This is a genomic window from Solwaraspora sp. WMMA2056 (genome assembly GCF_030345095.1).
Lineage (GTDB): Bacteria > Actinomycetota > Actinomycetes > Mycobacteriales > Micromonosporaceae > Micromonospora_E.
The window spans coordinates 4634645-4656675 of sequence record NZ_CP128360.1 but is presented as its reverse complement, the minus strand read 5'-3'; the positions used below and the strand labels follow the sequence as shown (position 1 = coordinate 4656675).

Here is a 22031-nt window from a genome sequence, read left to right as displayed (position 1 = left end):
GGTTGCTCCGACACGGAGAAGAGGCGACCACGCCATGCCCAAAATCAACGTCTACCTGCCCGACGATCTCGCCGACGCGGTCCGCGACACCGGGATCCCGGTGTCGGCGGTCTGCCAGCAGGCACTCGAACAGGCCGTCCGGCGGGTCGCCGCAGTCCGGGCGATCCCCTTGGCCGAGCTCGACGCCGAGCAGTTGGCGGCGCGGCTGCCGCACCTGACCGTCCGGCTGCGCGACGTCCTGCTGCGGGCCCGGGACCAGGCCCGGGCCGCCGGCGCCGCCGAGGTCGGGACCGGACATCTGCTGGCGGCACTGCTCGACGAGGGCGACAACCTGGGCGTACGGGTGCTGCGCACGCTCGACGTGTCGCCGGCCGCACTGGCGGCCCGGTCGACGACGACGGACAGCGCACCCGGGGACGCAGCGGCGACGCTGGACGCGACCGGCGCGCCGACGCGGTGGTCGGTCACCGGGGCGGGCGCGCTGGAACTGGCCGTCACCGAGGCGACCGCGCTCGGGCACAACTACGTCGGCTGCGAGCATCTGCTGCTCGGACTGGTCGCCGAACCGGACGGTGCCGCCGGACGGGTGCTGCGGGAGTCCGGTGCCGACCTGCGGGCGACCCGCCGGGCGGTCGCGGCGGCCCTGGTCGGGTACGCGCATCTGCGTGCCCAGACCGCCGGTGCCTCGCCCGCCTCCGGCGGCGCGGGCGCGGGAGCCGCGCCGGTCGGGGCGGAGGCCGTCGCGGCCCTGGTCCGCCGCGAGTTGGCGCCGGTCCTCGCCCGGCTGGAGCGGTTGGAGCAGCGGGCCGGAGCGTCAACCGAGTAGGGCGTCGGCCCAGCGACGCTGGTGGGCCCGGATGTAGGCGGCGTCGTCGCGCCAGACGGTGCCGTGGCCCTCGTGCCACAGTCGGGTCCACGGTGCGGCGCCGACGGCGGCCTGGGCGGCGAGGAACTCGTACATCGACCGGGCGCGGCGGGTCAGCAGCGGCACGAGCGCCCGGCGTTGCCGCTCGTCGAGCCCGTAGCCGTCGGCGAGGACGCGTAGCCGCCGGCCGGGGTCGGCCGGCTGCCACGCCGGGTCGGCGGTGAGTGGCACGACGCTCTTGGCCGCGTACGCCAGGTCCCACAGCCGGGTGCCCGGCGCGGCGGTGTCCCAGTCGATGAACGCCCACCGGTCGCCGACGACCAGGTTCCACGGGGCCGGGTCGTGGTGGACGACCAGGTCGGTGCCGTCGGGTGGGATGAGCCGTCGCCACCGGGCGTGCGGCGGCGGGGTGAAGCTGGCCGCCGCGTCGTGCAGGTCACGCAGGAGTCGACCGACCCGGCGTACCGCGGCGTCGGGCCTGAGCAGGTCGAACCGGTCCGGCCAGGGAACCGTTCCCGGTACGTAGGTCAGCACCTCGCGGCCGGCGTCGTCGATGCCCAGCGGGCGGGGCGCGCCGTCGAAGCCGACGTCGTGCAGGTGGGTGAGGTAGGCGTGCACGGCCGGGGTCCACTCGCCGGCGGGGCGGCGCACGGTGTCCCCGACGCGGACCACGGCGGCGGCGACGTTTCCGCCGGTCAACGGCTGCTCGGTGGCGTCGTCGTCGCCGAAGGCCGTCGAGGCGGCCGGGTCGTCGCGGTCGGTGGGCACGCGGGGATCCTGCCGTCGCGGGTGGCGTGGTGTCGACCGGTTTGTCACGTACGCGGAACAAGTTGACGACGGCAGAGTTGCGCGCTATAGCTATAAGTAAGTTGAGTCTGAGGGGCTCAACATCAGGAGTTGAGAAGTACGAGAGGCAAGGGAGCTCGCACCCGTGAGGAGGTCCGACGATGTTGATGCGCACCGACCCGTTCCGTGAGATCGACCGGATCGCCGAGCAGTTCTTCGGCACCAGCGCGCGTCCGGCCGTGATGCACATGGACGCCTACCGCGACGGCGACTGGTTCTACGCCGCGTTCGACCTGCCCGGGGTCGACCCGGACAGCATCGAGTGCACCGTGGAGCGCAACGTGCTCACCGTCCGCGCCGAGCGCAAGCGTCCCACTGGAGACAAGGTCGAACTGGTCGCCGCCGAACGCCCGATGGGCACCTTCACCCGTCAGCTGTTCCTCGGCGACACTCTCGACACCGACAAGTTGGAGGCCGGCTACGAGGCCGGTGTGCTGACCCTGCGGATCCCGGTCGCCGAGCGGGCCAAGCCGCGTCGGGTCTCGATCAGCGTCGGCGACACCGGCCGCCGGCAGCTCGTCAACTGAAACATCCCGTCGGCGTCTCCCTGCCGCCGGGCAGGGGGACGCCGACGGGGGGACACGGCGGGAAACGGGTCGCGGCGGTGCGACCGAGGCGGCATCCTGAACCGGCAGCACCGTATCCCGACCACCGCGAGGAGCCGGCCCGGCCATGATCGATCCCCGGTTGACCGGCCACGTGGCCATCGTGACCGGCGCCAACCAGGGCATCGGCGCGGCGATCGCCGTCGCGCTGGCCACCCAGGGAGCGGCGGTGCTCGCCACGTACCTGCGGATGGACCCGGCCACCTACGCCGACGACCCGTCGTTTCCCGCCCAGTACGGCCGGGCCCGCGCCCAGAGCGCCCGCAGCGTCGTCGACCGGATCGTCGCCGCCGGCGGCAAGGCCGTCGCCGTCGAGGCGGACCTGGCCGACCCGGCCACCCCGGCCCGGTTGTTCGACGAGGCCGCTGCCTCGTTCGGCCCGGTCGACATCCTGGTCAACAACGCCAGTGGCTGGCTCAGTGACACCTTCCGCCCGGACAGCCGGGACCGGTTCGGCCGGCCGTTGACCCACGTCGACGCCGGCACCTTCGACCGGCAGTTCGCCGTCGACGCCCGCGCCCCGGCGCTGCTGATCGCCGAGTTCGCCCGCCGGCACCTGGCCCGCAAGGCCACCTGGGGGCGGATCGTCGGGCTGACCTCCGGCGGCCCGCACGGTTTCCCCGAGGAGGTCTCCTACGGGGCGGCCAAGGCGGCGCAGGAGAACTACACGATGTCGGCGGCCGCCGAACTCGCGGCGTACGGGGTGACGGCCAACGTGGTGGCGCCGCCGGTCACCGACACCGGCTGGGTGACCCCGGAGGTCGAGCAGCAGGTCACCGGCGCCAGCCCGGTGAGCCGCATCGCGCGGCCGGAGGACGTCGCCGAGGTCGTGGTGCTGCTCGCCGCGCACCAGGCCCGCTACGTCACCGGCCAGATCATCCGGATGTCCTGAGCGGCGACGCCGCGGCGCGTCCAGCGCCGCCGCCGACACCGAGGGACCGCCGGGCTCGCGGGAAATGATCATCATCTACGGCGTGCCGGCACCGCCGACACCGTACGGTTTTGGCATCCTGCTGCGATGCGCCGCGCAGCCGTCCCCGGTCTCGTCCCCCGGCCGACCGACCGGGCCCTGCCCGCCGCCACGGCACCGGCCGACTTCACCGATGCGTGGCTGCGCAACCGCCGGTTGTCGGCGCACACCCGGGAGGCGTACCGCCGCGACGTCGCCGGCTGGCTGACCTGGTGCGCCGGCGCCGACCTCGACCCGCTGCAAGCGTCGTTTCTCGACGTCAACGCCTACGCGCGGACGTTGGAGGCGACGATCGACCCGCGCAGCGGCCGGCTGCTGACCCCGGCGACGGTGGCCCGCAAACTGTCGGCGCTGTCCAGTTGGTACGCGTTCCTGGTGCGGCTGCGGGCGGTGCCGGCCAACCCGGTCACCGACGCCGACCGGCCCCGCGTCAACCGGGACCATTCGGCGACGATCGGGCTCACCCCCGACCAGGTCGACGCGTTGTTCGTGGCGGCCCGCGCCGACCCGCGCCCCAGCGGCCGGCGCAACCTCGCGGTGCTGGCCCTGCTGGCCGACCTCGGGCTGCGCGTCGGTGAACTGGTGTCGCTGGACGTGTCCGACCTGGGTCACGAACGCGGACACCGCAGTGTGCGGTTCGTCGGCAAGGGCGGCCGGTCCAGGCGACGGGCGCTCGCCCCGGACACCGCGCGAATTCTCGACGCCTATCTCGACGAGCGGGCCGGGGCGGCCGCGACGACGGTCGACGCGCTCACCGGCCCGCTGCTGGTCACCGCCACCGGGGCCCGGCTGGACCGGCACGCGGTGTTCCGGCTGGTGCGCCGGCTGGCCAGGGCCGCCGGGCTGCCGGCGTGGGACCGGTTGTCGCCGCACTCGCTGCGGCACGCGTTCGCCACCACCGCCCGTGCCGAGGGCGTGCCGTTGGAGGACGTGCAGGACGCGATGGGGCACGCCGATCCCCGGACCACCCGGCGCTACGACCGGGACCGGCACAACCTGGACCGGGATCCGGCGTACCGGATCGCGGCCGCCCGGTCGGCGCGGGCCGCGACCACCGGCTGACGACCCCACCGGCGGACCTGACCGGCGGGGTCGGCCGCGCGGTCAGCCGGCGGTGGGCCGCTGGTCGTCGTGGGCCCGCAGCGAACCGGCGTGGGCGCGGGCGGTCGGGTCGCGGCGGACCTTGATCAGGCTGGCGACGACGGTGATGGTCAGGATCACCAGGATCAGGCCCAGCGACACCGGCGTCTCCACCTCGGGCACCCGGTCGTCGAGGGTGTGCCCCCAGTGCAGGATCAGCTTGACGCCGATCAGCGCGAGGATCAGCGCCAGCCCGGTCGACAGGTAGACCAGCCGGTCCAGCAGCCCCTTCACCAGGAAGAACAATGCCCGCAGCCCGATCAGGGCGAACGCGTTGGCGACGAAGACGATGTACGGCTCCTGGGTGATGCCGAACACGGCCGGGATCGAGTCGAGAGCGAACAGCAGGTCGGTGCTGCCGATCGCGATCAGCACGATGAACAGCGGGGTGACGACCCGTCGGCCGTCGAGGCGGGTGACCAGCCGTCCGTCGACGTAGTCCGGGGCCACCGGCAGGACCCGGCGGGTGGCGCGGACGAGGACGTTGTCGTCGACCTGCGGGTCCTCGTTGCGGTGGCGGAACAACTGGACCGCGGTGAAGATCAGCAGCAGGCCGAAGACGAGGAACATGAAGGAGAACAGGTTCAGCAGGGTCGCGCCGGCGGCGATGAAGATCGCCCGCATGATCAGCGCCGCGATGATGCCGAACGTGAGAACCTTGTGCTGGTGTTCCTCCGGTACGGCGAAGGTGCTGATGATGATGACGAAGACGAACAGGTTGTCGACCGACAGGCTCTTCTCCACCAGGTAGCCGGCGAAGTACTCGGTGCCGTAGCCGCTGCCGGCCCAGGCCATGAAGATCAACCCGAAGACGATGGCCACGGCGACGTAGAACACCGACCAGGCGACGGCCTCACCGAAGCCGACGGCGTGCGGGCGCCACGCCGCGACCGCCAGGTCGAGCGCGAGCAACGCGACGATGACGACGATCGTGACGATCCAGACCGTCGGGCTGATCTCCAACGAACCCATGACAGTGATCGTGCACCGCCGGACGCCGCCGCGCGCGCCGACACACACTATTCGCGGCCCGGGTAGTCGCGGGACGAGCGTCGGTCAGATCCGACTGAGCAGTTCCAGGTGCCGGTGGGCGTCGACGGCGATGTCGTCGCCGGCCAACCAGCGGCGCGCCCACAGCCGGGCCGCGACGCGGGCCGCGACGCCCTCGCCCTCGCCGCCGATGTCGGTGGGGGCGGCCTGCTCGACGAGCAGCGCGGCGGCCAGGGCGTGCGCCGCACGCAGTGCCATCGGTCGGGCACCGGCCAGGGCCGCCGACCCGTCGACTGCAGCGGTGACCCCGGTCAGGTCGTCACGCAGCCGCGCGGCTGCGGCGGCGAGCGTACCGGCCAGGTCGGCGGCGAACCCGGCCGCCAGGTCGACGGCCTGGTCGATCCGGGCCAGCAACGGGGTGCCGCCGCCGCGTCGCACCGCCCGCAGCGCGTCCAGGGCCAGCACCGTGGTGGTGCCCTCCCAGATCGGCAGCACCTGGGCGTCGCGCAGCAGCCGGGGCACCCCGGTGTCCTCGACGTACCCGGCGCCGCCGAAACACTCGACGTACTCGCTGGCCGAGGCGACGGCGAGCCGGCCGGTGGCCAGCTTCGCCAGCGGGGCGACGATTCGTAGCTCGGCCGCGGCGTCGGTGTCGCCGGACTCGGCCCGGCCGAGCAACACGAACGCGTGCCCGGCCAGGACGAACGCGCCGGCGGCGTCGACGGCGAGCCCGCCGAGTACCGCCCGGTGCGCCGGGGAACCGATCAGCGGCCCGCCGGCGACGTGCCGGGCGGTGGCGTAGGCGTGCGCGTACGCCAGGCCGCGGCGCATCCCGCTGGCCGCGGCGGAGGCGTTGTGCAGCCGGGTCACCACGACCAGGGTCATCGCCCGGCCCAGCCCCGGTGCGCCGGGGTCACCCAGCGCAAGCGCGTACGCGTCGGTGAGGCCGACCTCGGCGGTGGGCAGCGCCCACGTACCGAGCTTGCCCTTGAGCCGGTGGACCCGCACGCCGGGGGCGGGCGCGGCCGGGTCGACGCCGGCGGCGGCCAGCGGGGAGTCGGCGGCGTAGCGGGGTACCAGGAACGGCGCCAGGGACCGGCTGCCGGCGGGCGCACCGACGGGGCGGGCCAACGCGACGGCCATCGCCGAGTCGACGGCGGAGCAGAACCACTTCTCGCCGGTCAACCGCCAACCGCCGGTGTCCGACGGTACCGCCACGGTGCCGGTCCCGGACAGGTCGGAGCCGCCCTGAGCTTCGGTCATCCACTGTCCGCTGGTGATCGCGACGTCCGGGTCGGTGCTGGTCAGCCGGGGCAGCCAGGCGTCGCGGACCGCCGGGTCGACGTCGGCCCGGCTCAGCAGCGCGGCCGCACCGTCGGCCATCGCCACCGGGCAGGAGAAGGTGGCCGACTCGGGGGCGTACAGGTGCAGCAGGGCGTGTTGCACGACCCGGCCCGTCGGGTCGGGACCCGCCCGGTCGTCGCCCTGGTACGGCAGCGCGACCAGGGCGTGCCGGGCGGCTGCGGCGCGCAGCCGCCGCCAGCCGACGGCGGTGTCGATCCGGTCGATCCGGGCACCCCACGGGTCGTAGCGGACCAGCTGCGGCGGATGCCGTTCGGCGTCGTCGTGCGCGGCCCGTAGCGCGCCGGTGACCTCGGCGGACAGCGACGTCAGGCGGTGGTCGGCCGTGGCCAGCCCGGCGGGGGTGAGGTGGCGGCGCAGCCAGGCGCCGAGCAGCCAGTCGGTGCGGTACGGGTCACCCGGGGCGGGCACCGGTTGGACGTACCGGTCCACGATGTTCGGTCCTTCCCCTCCGGACAGCCATGACTACCTGACAGTAACCGGTGGTGGTTCCGCTGAGAGCGTGACGGCCTTCCGTACGGCTCCGCCGGCCGGCACAGTGGCCGGTATGCGGTTGCTGATGCTGGGTGGTACGGGGTTCGTCGGCCGGTGCGTCGTCGAGGCGGCACTGGCCCGTGGCTGGGCGGTCACTCTGCTGCACCGGGGCCACCGGCCGGCGCCGGCCGGCGCGCAGGTGGTCGTCGGTGACCGGAGGACTGCCGACGGCCTCGCCGGGCTGCGTACCGGCGACTGGGACCTGGCCGTCGACACCTGGTCGGCGGCGCCGTCGGTGGTCCGTGACGCGGCCCGGCTGCTGAGCGGCCGGGTCGGGCACTACACGTACGTGTCCAGCCGGTCGGTGTACGTGTTCGCGCCACCGGCCGACGCCGACGAGGACGCCCCGCTGGTCGACGCGTGCGCCGACGACGGCGACGACGTCGACTACGCCCGGGCCAAACGCGGCGGTGAACTGGCGGCACTGGACGCGTTCGGCGACCGGGCGTTGCTGGCCCGCGCCGGGCTGATCCTCGGCCCGTACGAGGACGTCGGCCGGCTGCCGTGGTGGCTGACCCGTGTCGCCCGGGGCGGCCAGGTGCTCGCCCCCGGCCCACCCGACCTGCCGTTGCAGTACGTCGACGCCCGGGACCTGGCCACCTGGGCGCTGGACGCGGCCGTCGCCGGACTGGCGGGGCCGTACAACGTGGTCAGCCCGCTCGGCCACACCACGATGGGTGAGCTGCTGGAAACCTGCGTACGGGTGACCGGGTCGCACGCCCGACTGCGCTGGGTCGATCCGGCGGTGATCGCCGACGCCGGCATCGCGCCCTGGACGGAGCTGCCGGTCTGGCTGCCGCCGGGGGAGCTCTACGACGCGCTGCACCGTGGTGACGTGTCCCGGGCGGTCGCGACCGGGCTGCGCTGCCGGCCGGTGGCCGAGACCGTCGCCGACACCTGGGCCTGGCTGCGTGGCCTCGACGCGCAGCCGCCGCAGCGCCCCGACCGGCCACCGGTAGGGCTGGACCCGCAGCGGGAGGCCGAGCTGCTGGCCCGCCTCGGTCCGCTCTGAGCGACCACGGACACCGCCACCGGTGGCGTGTCAGGTGGCGGGTCCGAGGTCGCCGGTGCGGTGATGGCGGCGGCACAGCACCTGGTAGCGCACGTCGGCGTGGTCGACGGTGTCGCCGATGACGACCTGTTCGCCATGGCGGGCCACCACCCCGTCGACGACCCGCGCGTTGAGCAGGCCCTGCCGGCCGCACCAGCAGAGCACCTCGACCTGGATACGGCACACCTCGTCGGCGAGTTCGAACAATCGCTGCGCGGCCGGGAACAGCGCCGACCGGAAGTCGCTGGCCAGGCCGAAGGCGAACACGTCGACGTCGTACCCGTCGACCAGGTCGGCCATCTGCTCCACCTGGGCGACGGTGTAGAAACAGGCCTCGTCGCAGATGAGGTAGTCGACCCGGGTGCCGTCGGCCCAGCGGCCCCGGACCAGCGCCACCAGATCGAGGTCGTCGGTGACCTCGATCGCCGAGTGCGCCAGGCCGATCCGGGTGGTGACCTGCGGGCCCATCGACCGGTCGTTGCGGGTCAGCACCAGGCCCCGGCGGCCCTGCCGGGCATGGTTGTGGTCCATCTGCAGGGCCAGGGTCGACTTGCCGCAGTCCATCGGCCCCCAGAAGAACTTCAACGCCGCGCCGTGGCGTAGCCGTCCGTCACCGGCGGCCAGGCACGCGGTCGCCAACGCGGACTGTTCGCCACTGGCCGGCCCGGACACCACCCGCAGACTGTCGTCGGTCACGACCGGGCAGCTTACTAGCCGTTACCCGGCAGGTGGTGGCCCCCGCCCGCCGGCGGCCGGCACCGCCGACGCCGCAACCGAAAGCGATGTCGGACCACTGTGGCAGGATCTGCCGCCATGTTCCCCCGCACCTGGACCCTCACCCACATCGAACGTGTCATCCGCTCCGCCTGGTCCGCCGACACCTGCGATCCGGCTGATCTGGCCGACTGGCACACCGGCAACCCGGCGCGTGGCCAGTGTGGCGTCACCGCCCTGGTGCTGCACGACCTGCTCGGCGGTGACCTGCTGCGCGGCGAGGTGCACGCCGACGGGCGGCGTACCGGCCACCACTGGTGGAACCGGCTCGGCACGGTCGAGATCGACCTGACCCGTGACCAGTTCGGGCCGCACGAGCAGATCACCGCCGGCGAGGTCGTGGCCCGGCCGGCGGGTCCGCCGGCGCGGTGCAGCGAGCAGTACGAGACGCTGCGTACCCGGGTGTTGCGCCAGCTCGGCGCCGACACGGCGGTGGCGGCCGGCAGATAGCATGCCCGCCGACGCAGCACGACGATGTCACCGGTCCTGACCGGGAAAGGACGACACTCACCGTGAACGGACCGGTACGGCTCGCCGTCGACCTGGGTACCACGCACACCGTCGCCACGGTCCGCCGTGGCGACGAGCCGCCCCGTACGCTGCTGTTCGACGGGTCGCCGCTGCTGGCGTCCGGGGTGTTCGTCGACGCCGTCGGCACCATCCACACCGGACGTGACGCGCAGCGGCTGGCCGCCGGGGAGCCGCAGCGGTTCGAGCCGCACCCGAAACGGCACATCGACGACGGTGCGGTGCTGCTGGGCGACCGGGAGCTGCCGGTGGCGCAGCTGCTGGCGGCGAGCCTGCGCCGGGTCGCCGGGGAAGCCGCACTGGCCGGGGTGCATCCGGCCGGCGCGACCGTGCTGACCTGCCCGGCGGACTGGGGTACGCCCCGGCGGGACCTGCTGCGGGCGGCGGCCGACGCCGCCGGGCTGGGCCCGGTGCGGCTGCTGGACGAGCCGATCGCCGCCGCCACCTACTGCGTACGGGTACTCGGGCAGCAGGTCCCACCCGGTGGTGCCCTGGCGGTGTTCGACTTCGGCGGCGGCACCCTGGACGTGGCGGTGGTCCGTAACGAGCCGGCCGGGGCCGGCCGGGCCGGCGGGCTGCGGGTGCTGGCCACCGGTGGCCTGGACGACCTGGGTGGTCTCGACGTCGACAACGCCCTCGTCGCCCACCTGGGCCAGCTGGTCGCGACCCGGGATCAGCAGCTGTGGGCCCGGTTGGACCGGCCGGTGACCGCCGCCGACCGCCGGGACCGGCACGCGTTCTGGGCCGAGGTACGGGCGGCGAAGGAGATGCTGTCGCGGACGTCGGTGGCACCGGTGACGGTGCCGGGGCGGGACGACCCGATGCATCTGACCCGGGAGGAACTGGACCGCATCGCCGGGCCGCTGGTCGACCGGGCCGTCGACGAGACCCGCCGGGTGCTGCAACTGGCCGGAGTGGCACCGACGGACCTCGCCGGGCTGCTGCTGGTCGGCGGGGCGAGCCGGATGCCGTTGGTCGCCAGCCGGCTGCACGCCCGGCTCGGCGTCGCCGCGTCCGTGCCGGAGCAGCCGGAACTGCCGGTGGCGTACGGGGCGTTGCACCACGACCCGGCGACGTCGGGGCCGGCACCGTCGACGGCCACCCCGTACGCGGCACCGTCCACCGGGGCGGCACCGACGTCACCGGGGCCGTACGGGCAGCAGCCGGCACGCGCGTACCCGCCGACCGCCGGGCCTGCGGCGGACGGCCCGGCCGGGCCGGCTGACCTGCCGGCCGGCAGGCCGCGTCGGCGTGTCGGCCGGTGGGTCGCGGCGGTCGCCGCCGCCGTGGTGCTGACCCTCGTCGGCGCCGTCGGGCTGACCAACGGTCGGCTGCTGGACCGGATGCTCGGCCGTGACGACGGCACCGGTGACAGCAGCGGCACCGGCCTGCTCGGCGGGTTCCTGGGCGGCGACCCGGCCGTCGGTGCCGGCCTGACCCCGACCCATGAGGTCACCTTGCCGGCCGCAACGATCGCCTCGACGGTCACCGTCGCCGGTGACCTGGCCGTGTACGCGTCCGTGCGGGTCGGCGCGACCACCGTCACCGCCGTGCCGGCCGGCGGCGGCGACCCGGTCTGGAACGTCGACCTGGACGTCGAACCGACCGAGGTGGTGCTGACCGCCGTCGGCGGGCTGCTGGTCGTCGACGCGGCCGACTCGGCCACCGACGCCGGCGACGACATACGGGTCGTCCTCGACGCCGCCGACGGCGCCGTCAAGTGGAAACGCAGCTGGGAGACCTTCACCGACGTGGTGTACGTCGGCACCGACGTGGTCGTGGAGATCCGCGACGGCATCTTCGACAACGCGGTCGCCCGGGTCGACCTGACCACCGGTGAGCAGCGGTGGCGCCGCGAGGCACCCGACGACGACCTGCTGATCATCGACGCCGAACGGATCCGGCCGGTCAGCGTCTGGACCGACGGTGCCACCGTGCCCGACGGCGCCGGGCTGCTGCCCGCCGCCGAACACGCCCTGGCCGACAACCGGCACGCCGCCGCGGACCGGGTCGTGGAGCTGAACGAGGGCAGCGGCCGGGGCGTCGTCCTGGACGTCGGCAACGGCCGCCCGGTCAGCGACGGTGACCTGCCGCTGGACCACGACCGGTGGACGGTCTACGACGGGTTGGCCATCGGCAAACTCTCCGACGACGCCTCGCCGGGGCGCGCCGTGCTGGCCGCCTACGACCTGGACGGGTTCACCAAGAAGTGGGAGGTGCCGTTCGCCGGCGCCGACACCATCGAACGGGTCAAGGCCTGCGGCCCGCGACTGGTGTGCGTGGCGGTCGAAGGCACCGCGTACCGGACGGTCGCGGTACGCACCACCGACGGCGCCGAGGCGTGGAAACGGACCACCGACTCCGGCGTCGACGCCAACTGGTACGCCGGCCCCGACGCGCTGGTCTTTGGTGACCAGACGTTCGACACCGTCGACGACTTCGCGCTGCTCGCCTTCGACGGTACGGAGGTCGTACCGGCCGGTGATCATGGTTCGGCCGCCGCGACCGGTGCCGGCCGTGCGGCGGTGGTGAGCATCCGGGTCGACCTGACCACGAGCACGGCCGTGCCGCAGGTCGCCGTCTGGGACACGGCGACCGGTCGCCGCAGCGCCGCCGTCGACGTCGGCGCGGACCTGGAGACCGCCGGGGTGCAGCGGGTGGTGCTCGGCGGTGACACCGTCGCCGTGGTCACCGCCGACCATCAGGTACGGGTCCTGACCGTCCCTGCCGACCTGGGCTGACCTGGCTGTGCTTCGGGGCGGCGGGTGGGTGACCGCCTCCGTCTGCGGGATCGGCTGTGGTGAGTGGACCTGCCACAATGGGCGGCATGGCCTTCCGCCGACCTGGTCCCGTCCTGTTCGCCGTGGCCGGTGTCCTGGCCGCGGTGCTGGTCGGCCTCGTGGCGTTCCTGGCGGCGCAGGGCCTCGACCGGGCCAGCCAGTGGGCCGGGGTGCTGGCGGTGTTCCTCGGGGTGGCGGCGCTCGTCGTGCAGATCTGGGGGCTGTTGTCGCGACCGCCGGCCAACGCCGTCGACCCCTCGTCGCCGACAGCCGATCCGACAGCCGATCCGACAGCGGATCCGACAGCGCCGGTGCGCGCACCGCGCCGGCTGCCGGTGATCGCCTCGGCGCTGCTGGTCGCCGCCGCCATCGGGGTGACGTCGGCGGCGTTGCGCGAGACCGGTTCGACGGTGGCCGGGGCGCCGGGGTGGGTCGAGGTCGGCACCGGCACCGGTGTCGTGCTCGGCGACCACCAGTCCGTCGATCTGGACACCGGACAGCTCGGCGGTGAGCACCTGGCCGGGGCGGACCTGTTGCTGTCCCAGCGGGCGGACCGGGTGACGGCGCTCGACGGTGGAGAGTTGGCGGTGCTCGGCGCGACCGGCGAGCACACCGTGCGCCGGTGCCTGGACGCCGCGCCGCAGACCTGGGACGGCACGATCAACGGCGTGTACGAACCGCCGGCCGGTACGGACATCTGTCTCACCGACGGGCGGACCGCAGCCGCGATGCTGACCGTCGAGCACCCGCCGGACGTACTCGCCCGCAGGTTGACGTTCAGCTATACGCGGTGGGAGCTGCGTGACCAGGCCGCCGGAGCCCGACCGGTGCGCTGAGCGCGCCGGTCGGACCTGGCTCCGACCGGGTCGGGCCGGGTCAGAGACTGCTGCGCGGCCGGGCATACTGGGGCGTTGCCGCTGGATGGCAGACACGGGGGAGGACCGGATGATCATCGGGCTTGCGGAGATCGAGGCGGCGGCGCGGCGGATCGCCGGTCACGTCGTACGGACCCCGACGGTGCCCAGCCCGGGCCTGTCGCAGCTGCTCGGTGTGCCGGTGACGGCGAAGTTGGAGCTGCTGCAGCGTACCGGGTCGTTCAAGGCGCGGGGTGCGGCGTCGAAGCTGCTGACCCTCGACGACGCGCAGCGCGCCGCTGGTGTGGTGGCGGTCAGTGGCGGCAACCACGGCATCGCGGTGGCGGTGATGGCGCAGGCCCTGGATGTGAAAGCGACCGTGGTGATGCCGACGAGCGCGCCGGCGCGGGCCACCGAGCTCGCCCGCGCAGCCGGGGCGACGGTCCGGCTGGTCGACGGCATGGACGCGGCGTTCGACCTGATGAACCGGCTGTGTGCCGACGGGTTGACGCTGGTGCACCCGTTCGACGACCCGGTCGTGGTCGCCGGTCAGGGCACCGTCGGTCTGGAGTTCGCCGACGACGCCTTCGCCGCTGAGGCAGCTGACGCAGCCGACGCGGACCCGGCGGTCGCGCCGACCGATGTGCTGGTCAGCATCGGCGGTGGGGCGTTGATCTCCGGGGTGGCGGCCGCGTTGCACGCCCGCGCGCCGGGCACCCGGATCTGGGGGGTGGAGACCGACGGCGCGCAGGCGATGGCGCAGGCCCGCGTGGCCTGTGCCCCGGTGCCGGTGGACCTGTCGTCGATCGTGACCACGCTGAGCGCGCCGATGGTGTCCCAGCTGACCCTCGACCACGTGTCGACGCTGGTAACCGACGTGCTGGTGGTGTCCGACGCCGAAGCGGTGCGGGGCAGCGTGGAGCTGGCCGAGCACGCCAAGGTGTGGGCGGAGCCGGCCGCCGGCTGTCTGCTGCCGGCGGCCCGCCGGGTGGTCGACCAGGTCGGCCCGCACGCCCGGATCGGCCTGGTGCTGTGTGGCGGCAACGTGACCGTGGCCGACCTGACCGGCTGGGCCGCCGGTTTCAGCCTGCGCTGACGGCCCAGCCGTGAGCTGACCGGTTCAGGCCGGCGCTGGTCGCCCGGCCAGGTCGACCAGGGGGTCGTCGGCCGTGGCCGGCTGGCCGGGCGGGGACATGACGGCGTGGGCGACGACGGCACCGACCGGCACGGCGATCAGCGCGATCGCCGGCAGGACGGAGACGCCGTCCGCCGGGTAGCCGGTGCCGGCCAGGACGAACAGCGCCGACGGGACGGGCATCAGCAGCACCGCGGCGACGAAGATCACCGGTGGGGTGGCCAACGCGGACAGCGCGGTCGCCGTCCACCACATGCCCGCGTGGCGGTTGCGGTCCCGCAGCACGCCGATCATGGTCATCGCCAGCGGCACCGTCAGCAGGACCGCGAACACCGGGACGGTGCTGTCCACGCCGTTGCCGAGATAGATGCCGAGCCCGGCCAGGGCCACCGTGGGTGCCACCAGCAGGGCCACCGCCGCCGGGCGCGGCAGCCGGTCACATCGGGCGGCGAGCGCGGCGACGGCGGCGAGCACCGCGAATCCGGCCGCCACGGCGACGGTGCCGGCGGGCAGCCCGACGGGCAGGAACGCGTGGTTGACCTCCGGGGTGCCCTGGGCGAACAGCACGGGTGCGCAGGCCGCGCCGGCGACGGCCGCCGTACCGAGGCGCAGCCGCAGCCGTCGGGTCCCGGCGGGGGTGGCGGGGCCGGGGTGGCCGGTGAGCAGCCAGCTCACGCCGACGGCGAGCGCCCCCACGACGAGCGGCAGCCGCAGGTCCGGGTCGGTGCGGCCGAGCGCGCTGTCGGCGACGACCAGCATCCCGGTCAGCGCGCCGGCACCGTATCCGGCCCGACGCCGGTGCGCGGTGGCGGTCAGCAGCGCCAACCCGGCGAGCACGATGGCGGCCCACCGCAGTTCGGCGACCCACACGTGGATCTCGCCGTCGCCACCGGGCATCGGGGCCCGGGCGGACACTGCGGGCATCGCCGGGGTGAGCACCGCGACGGCGTACGCCCAGAAGGTGACCGCCGCCGTGAGCAGGGCGACACCGGCGGCGAGGACCGGGGCCGGTGTCGCCGCGCGGGCCGGTGTCGCGGTGTGTCCGTCGGCCGCCGCTGCGGCGGCGTCGACCGGCGGCCGGTGTCGGGCCGCCGCCCAGCCGTAGGCCACCACCAGTGCGCCCAGTGGGACCAGCGGGATCAGGAACCAGCCGACCGACGACAGCACCTGGCCGGTGCCGGGTGTGGCCAGCGAGGCGACCCAGACGGCGGGAAGCACGGCGGCCACCGCCGTTGCGGGGGCACCGCAGGCCGCCAGCGCGAGCGCCCGGCCGCGCCGGGTGCCGCCGGCCCGCCGGGCGACCGCGATGGCCAGGGTGGCGGTGGCGGCCGTCCAGCCGAGTGCGGCGATCGCCAGTGCCGTCAGCGACGGCGCGGTCAGGCTGGTCAGCGAACCGAGGACGAACGCGACGGCGACCGGCACGGCGGCGTACGCGGCGGGGCCGGCCGGTCCGAACCGACCGGAACGTGTCGCCGCCATCGGTAGCCGCCGGCCGAGTGCGCGGCCGGCCACCAGGCAGAACACCGTCATGAGTACGGCGTCGACCGCCCCGGTGGGCAGCGGCTGGCCCGGGTCGCCGAACGACGTCCCGGACATCTGCTCCAGCAGCAGACCGACCGGGGCGAGTGTGCCGAAGGCGACCACCGCTGTGCCGATGAGCAGCAGGGCCGCTGCGGGCCGCAGCACGGCGTCTGATCCGGGCCGGTCGTCCCGCCATCCGTGGGGCAGGTCGTCGTCGAGGTCCGGCGACGCGCAGGCCAGGCTGACCGCGAACCGGAGGCGTTCGGCGTGTCGGCCCTGCTGTGCCAGCCAGACGAGTTCGGCGTGCCACTGGGCGAGCATGTCGGGGCGTACGTCGGCCGGCCAGCGTCGCGCGGCGATCCGCAGGCACCAGTCGGTGAGGGCGGTCATGCCGGCCGCACCTTCGTGGTGGGCTGCTGTGCCTTGGCGAGTTGCCGGCGCAGCGCGGTGATTTCGGCGGTGGCGGCTTCGGCACCGTCGGCGGTGAGCCGGTAGTAGCGCCGGGCGGGACGTCCGGCGGCGACCGGGTCGATCTGCTCCCAGGCCGCGTCGACCCAGCCGGCCTTCTGCAGCCGGTGCAGGATCGGGTACAGGGTGCCGCTGGGGTAGCCGGTGGCCCGCATCAGGTCGGTGCCGTACCGGTCGGTGTCGGGCTGCTCCAGCAGGGCGGCGAGGACCGTTACCACGGCTGTGGTGGTGCGTACGGGGGTTATCACGTCATGGACCGTAGCCGACCCCTCGGTAAGTTTGCTACATAGCTTAGTGCTTTCGCTACATAGTGGCCCGGCACACTCGACCCGATCTCGCACTAGCGCCAATAGGTTTGCTGTGCAAACCTATTGGCATGACCACTGAGCCGTTGTCTGCCGGCGGCGATCCCCGCCGGCTGCTGTCCGATGTCCGCTCCCTGGCGTACCAGGTGCGCCTTGACCAACGGATGACCTGGGTCGCGCTGGTGGTACTCGGCGCGGTAACCCTCGTCGGGATCCCGTTCGACTGGCTCGGGATGACCGTGCGCTGTCAGTCGGATGGCAGCTGTGAATTCGCGCGGCGGGGCGTTCTGTACTACTGGCCACTGGCGCTCCTGCTCGCCTACGCGGTGATCGCCGCCTGCTATGTGCGGACTGCCCGGACGCGAGGCCTTGGCACCCGCGTCGTGCCGTACGCGATCGTCGGCGCCGTGACGACCGTCGTGTTCACCGCCGCGTGGGTGGCCGCATCCCTGTACTTTCCGAGCAACCCGGAGTGGATGCAGCCACTCCCGTACTGGGGGTTGGTGCTGGACCGGCTGGTCGCACCGTGGGGCATGATCGGGATCGCGCTGTTGGTGCTGGCCCGGCTGGAGCGCAACCTCGGACTGCTGCTGTTCACCCTCGCCTACCTGGTCCTGGTGCTGCTGGTGCTGCCGATGAACACCGGCTGGGGACCGGCGGGCTGGGGCCTTCAGGCCCGATTCGCGCTACCGCAGGTCGTCAGCGGCGGGGCGCTGCTGCTCGGCGCGATCGGATTCTTCGCCGCCGCCCGCAGGCGGCATCGGTGACGCCCGGGACGGGCACCCCGGAGCCTGAGGCCGGGCACGCGGTCACCGGGTTGGACGAGGTGGTGCACCAGCGGGCGCGGCTCGGCATCCTGACCATCGCGCACGAGGCACGCAGGGTCGAGTTCGGATACCTGCGTACCCATCTCGAGCTGACGGCCGGCAATCTCTCCAGGCACCTCAGCGTCCTGGAAACCGCCGGCCTGATCGAGATCGAAAAGGGCTACGAGGGTCGACGTGGCCGCACCTGGATCACGCTGACCGCCGCCGGGCGCAGCGCGCTCACCGACGAGGTCGCGCGACTCAAGCAGCTCATCATCCGTGTGGAGTCGGCCAATGGGCCCTAGCGACACCCTTCGGGCCGGTGACGGCGCTCGGATCGGCCCCCGGTGTCAGCGCCTCGGCCAGTTGTGCAGCAGGGCGTCGAGCGCGTCCAGAGCGCGCGACCAGCTCTCCTGCGGGTCGGGGTCGCTGTGGTCGAATCCGCCGCCGGTTTCCAGGCTGATGTAGCCGTGGATGGCACCACCGAGCAGCCGTACGGCATGGGTCTGCTCCGGCTCGGGCAGCTCGTAGCCGCGCAGTACCGCGCGGAGCAACCGGCTGTGCCGAGCACCGGCGCTGGCTGCGGCGGTGGTCGGATCGAGCCGCAGCCTGGCTGCGGCGTAACGACCGGGGTGTTCGCGGGCGTAGTTCCGGTACGCGTCGGCGATCGCGGTCAACGCGTCCTTGCCCGAGCGGCCGGCGGCGGCGTCGCTGGCCCGGTCTGCGAGCTCGGCGAGGGCGAGCAGAGCGATCCGGGTCCTGAGGTCGTGGCCGCTGCGGACGTGTGAGTACAGGCTGGCGACGGTGACGCCGAAGCGGCGGGCCAGCGCGGAGACGGTGACCTGGTCGAACCCGACCTCATCGGCCAGCTCCGCCCCGGCCGTGGTCACCTTCTCGGTAGTCAGCCCCGCACGTGGCACCGCGACGTCCCCCTCCCACACCGAATCCATGACCCATTATCCATTTGCCTAACACCTTTAGGCAAAACTAGCCTGCCCGGTATGACCCCACTGAGTGAGCGGGAGATCCGTGCCGCGTTCGTGAACTGCACCAAGGGCGAGACGAAGCGTCTGCACGTCCCGCGTGATCTGGCTGGCCGGCCGTGGCCGGAGCTGGACTTCCTCGGCTGGCGTGACCCGCAGTCGCCCGAGCGGGCCTACCTCGTCACCGAGCTGGGGCAGCGGCCGGTGGCGGTGGCGCTGCGCTGCCCCACGCCGTCGACCACCCAGCGGCGGCGCAGCATGTGCTCGATCTGTCTGACCGCGCCGGTGTCCGGGGTGTCGCTGATGGTCGCGGCGAAGGCGGGCCGGTCCGGGCAGGCCGGCAACTCGGTCGGCACCTATCTGTGCAGCGACCTGTCCTGCTCGCTGTACGTACGGGGCAGGAAGGACGCCGGCGCGGGCGCGCGGCTGCACGAGTCGCTCACCCTGGAGGAGAAGGTCGCCCGGACCGTGGCGAACGTCGCGGCCTTCATCGCCAGGGTCACCGACTGAATCGCCGCATTGTCAGCCGGTGGCCACGCTGTCGTGGTGCCGGTGGGCGTCGCACTCCGGGTCGGCGGCGCGACGACGCTGGTGGGACAGGGTCACGTGGTGGTGGGCGCCGGCGTGGCCGGCCGGGTCGGTGTGCACGGTCGCCGACCGCAGCCTCGGTACGGCGTGGGTGAGCTGGTGTTCGGCGTCGGCGGCCACCTCGTGCGCGGCGATCAGGGTCAGGTCGGCGTCGACGACCAGGTCCGCTTCGGCGTGCAGCCGGTGGCCGATCCAGCGCAGCCGTACCGCCGTGACGTCACGGACGCCGGCCACCGACCGCAGGGTCGTTTCGGCGGTGTCGACCAGATCGGGGTCGACGGCGTCCATCAGCCGCCGGTACACCTCGCGCGCCGCGTCGCGCAGCACGTATCCGATCGCGACGGTGATGGCGAGTCCGACCAGCGGGTCGGCCCACTGCCAGCCGGCCGCGGCGCCGCCGGCGGCAGCGACGACGGCCAGCGAGGTGAACCCGTCGGCACGGGCGTGCAGGCCGTCGGCGACCAGCGCGGCCGAGCCGATGCGCCGGCCGACACGGATCCGGTAGCGGGCGACGAGTTCGTTGCCGGCGAAGCCGACGACGCCGGCGGCGGCCACCCACGGCACGTGGCTCATCGGGGCCGGGTCGATCAGCCGGTCGACGGCGGTCCAACCGGCGGCGATCGCCGAACCGGCGATGACGGCCACGATGACGATGCCGGCGACGTCCTCGGCGCGACCGTACCCGTAGGTGTAGGCGCGGGTGGCGGCGCGGCGGCCGATGAGGAACGCGATCGTGAGGGGTACGGCGGTGAGCGCGTCGGCGACGTTGTGCAGGGTGTCGCCGAGCAGCGCCACCGAGCCGGAGGCGACGACGATGACGGCCTGGGCTGCTGCGGTGGCGGCGAGAATCGCCAGGGAGATCCACAGGGCACGGAGTCCGTCGCGCGACGATTCGAGGGAGTCGTCGACCTTGCTGGCGGTGTCGTGGGAGTGCGGAGTCAGCTGGTGCCGTACCCGCTGCCACCAGCCATGCCGTGCCGCATGCGGATCGGTGTGCGGATGGTGGTGGTGGCCGTGCTGGTCGTGGTCGTGCGCCATGTCTTGTTCACCTCTGTCACTCGCCGCTGTGCCGGGTGGCGGTGCGGGCCACCCGGACGGCAGAATAGGTGCTCATGTACGCACGCGACAACGCTGCAGGTGCCACAGCTGGGCAGCAGCCACCCACCGGCGCGCAGATCGACACGGCGGTGACCGCGTTGCGGATGCTCGCCGACCCCACCCGGCTGCGTCTGCTGTGGCAGCTGCGCGAGGGCGAGCACGACGTCGGCACCCTCGCGGCGGCGGTCGGCGCCGCTCGACCCGCCGTGTCGCAACATCTGGCGAAACTGCTGCTCGCCGGCCTGGTCGCGAGCCGCCGCGACGGGCGTCGGGCGCTCTACCGGGCGCGCGGCGGCCACGTCCGCCGACTGGTCGCCGAGGCGCTGTACGCCGCCGACCACCACATCACCGGCGCCCCCGACCACGACTGAGGCCGCGTCGCCCGACGAAAACGCGGTGTCGCCCGGCCAGACGGCTCGCTAGCATCCCGGGCCGTGGACGACATGCGCTGGCGCGACCCCCAGTGGTTGGCCGAGGTACGGGACTGGATCGACGGCCGGCTCGACGAGCTCGCGATGACCAGGACCGGTCCGCCCGTCCAGCCGCACGTGTACCCCTGGTCGACGGTGCTGCGGGTACCGACCGACGCCGGTGACGTCTGGTTCAAGGCCAACGCCGAGCCGCTGCGGCACGAAGCCGCCGTCGTGACCCGGCTCGCCGCCCGTCGGCCCGACGCGGTGCCGCCGCCGTTGGCCGTCGACACCGCCGCCGGGTGGCTGCTGATGGCCGACGCCGGGGAGACGCTGCGGGTGGTGAGCCAGCGTGAGCGCAACTTGGACCGGTGGTACGCCGTCCTGCCGCTGTACGCCGGTGTGCAGCTCGACCTCGCCGACGACGTCGACGACCTGCTCGCCCTCGGGGTGCCCGACCGGCGGCTGGCCACCCTGCCGCAGGCGTACGCACAGCTGGTCGACGCCGTCGGCGCCGAACCGCGGTTCCGCGACGCGGTCCCGGTGGTGGCCGGGCTGTGTGCCGAGCTCGCCGGGTACGGGCTGCCGGAGCTGCTGCAACACGACGACCTGCACGACGCGCAGGTCTTCGTCCGCGACGGCCGCCACCTGCTGATGGACTGGGGCGACGCCTGCGTGTCGCACCCGTTCTTCACCCTGTCGGTCACCCTCGACGGCGTGCTGGCCTGGGGGCTCGACGACGTCCCGGGTTCGGTCGACACCACACCGTTCCGCGACGCCTACCTGGCCCCGTACGCCGACCGGTTCGGCGGTGACCTGGTGGCCGCCGCCCGGCTGGCGTCGCGCCTGGGTTGGGTCTGCCGGGCGGTCAACGGGCACGTACCAGGCGAGGACAAGCAGACGCTGACCCGGCTGCGGATGTTCCTCGACGGCCGACCGTAGCCGCGCCATGGAGACCGCAGGTCGGGGTCACGAAACATTGGTCTACCCAGAGTCAAAGATTGATATTGACAAACATGACTTACCGTTCAAAAATGTGATAACGGAAAGGTAAAGCGCCTACCGCGCGCAACCTTCGACTTTCCCGAGCGATGGGAGAACGGAACTCGGCATAACAACGTGGAACACTGCAACGATCCTGGACTGTCCCCGCAGACCGATTGCATGGGACTGAACACCGATCGAGATCCTCCAGCCGGGTTCGACGGCAGCGCCCCGCTGGTCACCTCAAGCCGCAACTGCACAGTGCCGGCCTGCTTCCTGATGGGAAAGGGATTCACCAATCCGATTCGCTACGCTCCGGGTGTAAGCGGCTGTCCAACCGTGGTCTACTACTGACGCCTACGCTGATAGTGCCGGCCCAGGCAGTCTGACCGTCACCGGTTCCATGGCTGCCTGGGCGCACGGGCCATTGTCGG

22 protein-coding genes are annotated in these 22031 nt (G+C 73.5%); 14 read left to right on the top strand and 8 right to left on the bottom strand.

The window, feature by feature from the left end:
• Nucleotides 1–34: 34 nt before the first annotated feature.
• On the top strand, nucleotides 35–826 hold the full coding sequence (locus O7608_RS20995; protein WP_289206238.1) for a type II toxin-antitoxin system CcdA family antitoxin: 792 nt from the start codon (nucleotides 35–37) through the stop codon (nucleotides 824–826).
• On the opposite strand, the gene O7608_RS20990 is transcribed toward O7608_RS20995, so the two are convergent.
• Nucleotides 815–1633 (bottom strand): phosphotransferase, encoded by an 819-nt coding sequence (locus tag O7608_RS20990; protein WP_289206237.1) that lies wholly within the window; start codon nucleotides 1631–1633, stop codon nucleotides 815–817. The two genes, O7608_RS20995 and O7608_RS20990, sit on opposite strands and share 12 nt — an antisense overlap.
• 179 nt (nucleotides 1634–1812) lie before the next feature.
• Between O7608_RS20990 and O7608_RS20985 the strand changes: the two genes are divergently transcribed.
• The 3 genes from O7608_RS20985 to O7608_RS20975 all read left to right on the top strand — a co-directional run bounded on the left by O7608_RS20985 (nucleotide 1813) and on the right by O7608_RS20975 (nucleotide 4348).
• A complete protein-coding gene (locus tag O7608_RS20985; RefSeq protein WP_289206236.1) occupies nucleotides 1813–2238 on the top strand; it encodes an Hsp20/alpha crystallin family protein in 426 nt (141 codons plus the stop codon).
• A gap of 145 nt (nucleotides 2239–2383) precedes the next feature.
• A complete protein-coding gene (locus O7608_RS20980) occupies nucleotides 2384–3208 on the top strand; it encodes an SDR family NAD(P)-dependent oxidoreductase (RefSeq protein WP_289206235.1) in 825 nt (274 codons plus the stop codon).
• Nucleotides 3209–3334: 126 nt separating this feature from the next.
• Nucleotides 3335–4348 (top strand): tyrosine-type recombinase/integrase, encoded by a 1014-nt coding sequence (locus O7608_RS20975; RefSeq protein WP_289206234.1) that lies wholly within the window; start codon nucleotides 3335–3337, stop codon nucleotides 4346–4348.
• 42 nt (nucleotides 4349–4390) lie between these two features.
• Here O7608_RS20975 and O7608_RS20970 read toward each other — a convergent pair whose 3' ends face one another.
• Nucleotides 4391–5398 (bottom strand): TerC/Alx family metal homeostasis membrane protein, encoded by a 1008-nt coding sequence (locus tag O7608_RS20970; RefSeq protein WP_289206233.1) that lies wholly within the window; start codon nucleotides 5396–5398, stop codon nucleotides 4391–4393.
• 84 nt (nucleotides 5399–5482) lie between these two features.
• On the bottom strand, nucleotides 5483–7210 hold the full coding sequence (locus tag O7608_RS20965; protein WP_289206232.1) for an acyl-CoA dehydrogenase family protein: 1728 nt from the start codon (nucleotides 7208–7210) through the stop codon (nucleotides 5483–5485).
• Between the two features lie 115 nt (nucleotides 7211–7325).
• Here O7608_RS20965 and O7608_RS20960 point away from each other — a divergent pair, with 115 nt between their 5' ends.
• On the top strand, nucleotides 7326–8324 hold the full coding sequence (locus tag O7608_RS20960) for a Rossmann-fold NAD(P)-binding domain-containing protein (protein ID WP_289206231.1): 999 nt from the start codon (nucleotides 7326–7328) through the stop codon (nucleotides 8322–8324).
• Between the two features lie 30 nt (nucleotides 8325–8354).
• On the opposite strand, the gene O7608_RS20955 is transcribed toward O7608_RS20960, so the two are convergent.
• Entirely contained in the window at nucleotides 8355–9035 is a 681-nt protein-coding gene (locus tag O7608_RS20955) for a thymidine kinase (RefSeq protein WP_421361193.1), read from the bottom strand.
• 141 nt (nucleotides 9036–9176) lie between these two features.
• Between O7608_RS20955 and O7608_RS20950 the strand changes: the two genes are divergently transcribed.
• The 4 genes from O7608_RS20950 to O7608_RS20935 all read left to right on the top strand — a co-directional run bounded on the left by O7608_RS20950 (nucleotide 9177) and on the right by O7608_RS20935 (nucleotide 14395).
• Nucleotides 9177–9587: a YunG family protein gene (locus tag O7608_RS20950; RefSeq protein WP_289206230.1), complete on the top strand. Its 411-nt coding sequence runs from the start codon at nucleotides 9177–9179 to the stop codon at nucleotides 9585–9587.
• 62 nt (nucleotides 9588–9649) lie between these two features.
• Nucleotides 9650–12406: an Hsp70 family protein gene (locus O7608_RS20945; RefSeq protein WP_289206229.1), complete on the top strand. Its 2757-nt coding sequence runs from the start codon at nucleotides 9650–9652 to the stop codon at nucleotides 12404–12406.
• Nucleotides 12407–12492: 86 nt separating this feature from the next.
• The gene (locus O7608_RS20940) at nucleotides 12493–13281 is read left to right on the top strand and encodes a hypothetical protein (protein ID WP_289206228.1); all 789 of its coding nucleotides are present in this window, start codon (nucleotides 12493–12495) and stop codon (nucleotides 13279–13281) included.
• A 109-nt stretch (nucleotides 13282–13390) separates the two neighbouring features.
• On the top strand, nucleotides 13391–14395 hold the full coding sequence (locus tag O7608_RS20935) for a threonine/serine dehydratase family protein (RefSeq protein ID WP_289206227.1): 1005 nt from the start codon (nucleotides 13391–13393) through the stop codon (nucleotides 14393–14395).
• A 24-nt stretch (nucleotides 14396–14419) separates the two neighbouring features.
• Here the strand turns inward: O7608_RS20935 and O7608_RS20930 are convergent, their stop codons facing one another.
• Nucleotides 14420–16345: a hypothetical protein gene (locus O7608_RS20930; protein ID WP_289206226.1), complete on the bottom strand. Its 1926-nt coding sequence runs from the start codon at nucleotides 16343–16345 to the stop codon at nucleotides 14420–14422.
• Entirely contained in the window at nucleotides 16342–16671 is a 330-nt protein-coding gene (locus O7608_RS20925) for a PadR family transcriptional regulator (RefSeq protein ID WP_289206225.1), read from the bottom strand. The genes O7608_RS20930 and O7608_RS20925 overlap by 4 nt, the downstream gene beginning before the upstream one ends.
• A 128-nt stretch (nucleotides 16672–16799) precedes the next feature.
• On the opposite strand from O7608_RS20925, the gene O7608_RS20920 reads away from it, so the two are divergent.
• Together O7608_RS20920 and O7608_RS20915 are read left to right on the top strand one after the other, a co-directional pair.
• Nucleotides 16800–17495 carry a hypothetical protein gene (locus tag O7608_RS20920; RefSeq protein WP_289206224.1) on the top strand — a complete coding sequence of 232 codons (696 nt, stop codon included), beginning with the start codon at nucleotides 16800–16802 and terminating at the stop codon, nucleotides 17493–17495.
• Nucleotides 17492–17839: a transcriptional regulator gene (locus O7608_RS20915; protein WP_289206223.1), complete on the top strand. Its 348-nt coding sequence runs from the start codon at nucleotides 17492–17494 to the stop codon at nucleotides 17837–17839. Before O7608_RS20920 ends, O7608_RS20915 begins: the two co-directional genes overlap by 4 nt.
• Before the next feature lie 45 nt (nucleotides 17840–17884).
• Here the strand turns inward: O7608_RS20915 and O7608_RS20910 are convergent, their stop codons facing one another.
• Nucleotides 17885–18484: a TetR/AcrR family transcriptional regulator gene (locus O7608_RS20910; RefSeq protein WP_289206222.1), complete on the bottom strand. Its 600-nt coding sequence runs from the start codon at nucleotides 18482–18484 to the stop codon at nucleotides 17885–17887.
• A gap of 51 nt (nucleotides 18485–18535) precedes the next feature.
• Between O7608_RS20910 and O7608_RS20905 the strand changes: the two genes are divergently transcribed.
• Nucleotides 18536–19027 carry an FBP domain-containing protein gene (locus O7608_RS20905; RefSeq protein ID WP_289206221.1) on the top strand — a complete coding sequence of 164 codons (492 nt, stop codon included), beginning with the start codon at nucleotides 18536–18538 and terminating at the stop codon, nucleotides 19025–19027.
• A 12-nt stretch (nucleotides 19028–19039) separates the two neighbouring features.
• Here O7608_RS20905 and O7608_RS20900 read toward each other — a convergent pair whose 3' ends face one another.
• Nucleotides 19040–20143 (bottom strand): cation diffusion facilitator family transporter, encoded by a 1104-nt coding sequence (locus O7608_RS20900; RefSeq protein ID WP_289206220.1) that lies wholly within the window; start codon nucleotides 20141–20143, stop codon nucleotides 19040–19042.
• Between the two features lie 74 nt (nucleotides 20144–20217).
• Between O7608_RS20900 and O7608_RS20895 the strand changes: the two genes are divergently transcribed.
• Together O7608_RS20895 and O7608_RS20890 are read left to right on the top strand one after the other, a co-directional pair.
• Nucleotides 20218–20574 carry an ArsR/SmtB family transcription factor gene (locus O7608_RS20895; protein WP_289206219.1) on the top strand — a complete coding sequence of 119 codons (357 nt, stop codon included), beginning with the start codon at nucleotides 20218–20220 and terminating at the stop codon, nucleotides 20572–20574.
• Between the two features lie 63 nt (nucleotides 20575–20637).
• Complete coding sequence (locus O7608_RS20890; protein WP_289206218.1) at nucleotides 20638–21555, top strand: aminoglycoside phosphotransferase family protein; 918 nt, start codon at nucleotides 20638–20640, stop codon at nucleotides 21553–21555.
• Nucleotides 21556–22031 lie beyond the last annotated feature (476 nt).

What these genes read in the sequence shown, in the direction of transcription:
- O7608_RS20995 (WP_289206238.1), top strand. Translation starts at nt 35, where the DNA reads ATGCCCAAAATCAACGTCTACCTGCCCGACGATCTCGCCGACGCGGTC.
- O7608_RS20985 (WP_289206236.1), top strand. Translation starts at nt 1,813, where the DNA reads ATGTTGATGCGCACCGACCCGTTCCGTGAGATCGACCGGATCGCCGAG.
- O7608_RS20980 (WP_289206235.1), top strand. Translation starts at nt 2,384, where the DNA reads ATGATCGATCCCCGGTTGACCGGCCACGTGGCCATCGTGACCGGCGCC.
- O7608_RS20975 (WP_289206234.1), top strand. Translation starts at nt 3,335, where the DNA reads ATGCGCCGCGCAGCCGTCCCCGGTCTCGTCCCCCGGCCGACCGACCGG.
- O7608_RS20970 (WP_289206233.1), bottom strand. Translation starts at nt 5,398, where the DNA reads ATGGGTTCGTTGGAGATCAGCCCGACGGTCTGGATCGTCACGATCGTC.
- O7608_RS20960 (WP_289206231.1), top strand. Translation starts at nt 7,326, where the DNA reads ATGCGGTTGCTGATGCTGGGTGGTACGGGGTTCGTCGGCCGGTGCGTC.
- O7608_RS20950 (WP_289206230.1), top strand. Translation starts at nt 9,177, where the DNA reads ATGTTCCCCCGCACCTGGACCCTCACCCACATCGAACGTGTCATCCGC.
- O7608_RS20940 (WP_289206228.1), top strand. Translation starts at nt 12,493, where the DNA reads ATGGCCTTCCGCCGACCTGGTCCCGTCCTGTTCGCCGTGGCCGGTGTC.
- O7608_RS20935 (WP_289206227.1), top strand. Translation starts at nt 13,391, where the DNA reads ATGATCATCGGGCTTGCGGAGATCGAGGCGGCGGCGCGGCGGATCGCC.
- O7608_RS20930 (WP_289206226.1), bottom strand. Translation starts at nt 16,345, where the DNA reads ATGACCGCCCTCACCGACTGGTGCCTGCGGATCGCCGCGCGACGCTGG.
- O7608_RS20920 (WP_289206224.1), top strand. Translation starts at nt 16,800, where the DNA reads ATGACCACTGAGCCGTTGTCTGCCGGCGGCGATCCCCGCCGGCTGCTG.
- O7608_RS20910 (WP_289206222.1), bottom strand. Translation starts at nt 18,484, where the DNA reads ATGGATTCGGTGTGGGAGGGGGACGTCGCGGTGCCACGTGCGGGGCTG.
- O7608_RS20905 (WP_289206221.1), top strand. Translation starts at nt 18,536, where the DNA reads ATGACCCCACTGAGTGAGCGGGAGATCCGTGCCGCGTTCGTGAACTGC.
- O7608_RS20900 (WP_289206220.1), bottom strand. Translation starts at nt 20,143, where the DNA reads ATGGCGCACGACCACGACCAGCACGGCCACCACCACCATCCGCACACC.
- O7608_RS20895 (WP_289206219.1), top strand. Translation starts at nt 20,218, where the DNA reads ATGTACGCACGCGACAACGCTGCAGGTGCCACAGCTGGGCAGCAGCCA.